This window comes from Bartonella sp. AP58NXGY, assembly GCF_042195785.1.
Classification (GTDB): domain Bacteria; phylum Pseudomonadota; class Alphaproteobacteria; order Rhizobiales; family Rhizobiaceae; genus Bartonella.
In genome coordinates this window covers 1-788 of sequence record NZ_JBHIOY010000197.1, presented here as the reverse complement: position 1 = coordinate 788, position 788 = coordinate 1, and the positions used below count along the sequence as shown (strand labels likewise).

The following is a 788-nucleotide window of genomic DNA, read 5'->3' as shown; positions in this document are numbered from 1 at the left end:
TAATGCGTTGTCAATTAATAAATATTAACTTGGCATCGTTTTATATTCTACATAAAGAAAGCATTTTTATAAAGATGCTCCCTTTCAAGCATAAAAAAGCACAACCAGAATTCAAAAAGAAAAACGCCTCAATTTTTGCCCCTCTTTTTTATCTTAATTCTTGCCTCTCTTTTTCCCATGAGCCCTTAAATGATCATCCTCTGCTTATAAAAATGGTATTTCCCCCAGTTACTGCTCTTGTATTAAGAGCCCTTATTCAGGTGAAAATTGCAATTTTGCAAGATAAGCATAAACACCATTTTTTGCCACAAGTTCGGCATGGGTTCCTTCTTCCACAAGGGAACCTTTATCCATCACGAGAATACGATCCGCTTTTAAAATGGTTGCCAAACGGTGCGCAATCACCAATGTTGTACGGTTTTGCATCAAACCTTCTAAGGCTTCTTGCACGAGTTTTTCACTTTTTGCATCTAAAGCAGATGTCGCTTCATCAAGCAGCAAGAGCGGTGCATTTCTTAAAATCGCCCGTGCAATACCAATGCGTTGTTTTTGCCCTCCAGAAAGCATGGTACCGCGTTCTCCCACTTCTGTATCCAAGCCATCAGGCAAATTTTCAATAAATTCAAAGGCATTGGCTGCTTTAGCAGCCGCAATAATTTCCTCTTCCAGGGCATTTTCAGTTCCAAAAACAATATTATCGCGCAATGTACCATCAAAAATAGCAACATCTTGCGGAACATAAGAGATTGCACCACGTAAATCTTGCAGAGAAAGGCGATCAATTTCCA

The 788-nt window shown here is 39.2% G+C and carries 1 protein-coding gene; it reads right to left on the bottom strand.

The genetic code is table 11. From position 1 onward, the window contains the following. Positions 1 to 252: 252 nt before the first annotated feature. Positions 253 to 788: ATP-binding cassette domain-containing protein (locus tag ACFINC_RS10410; RefSeq protein WP_375617166.1), on the bottom strand; the 536-nt coding region annotated here is incomplete at its 5' end.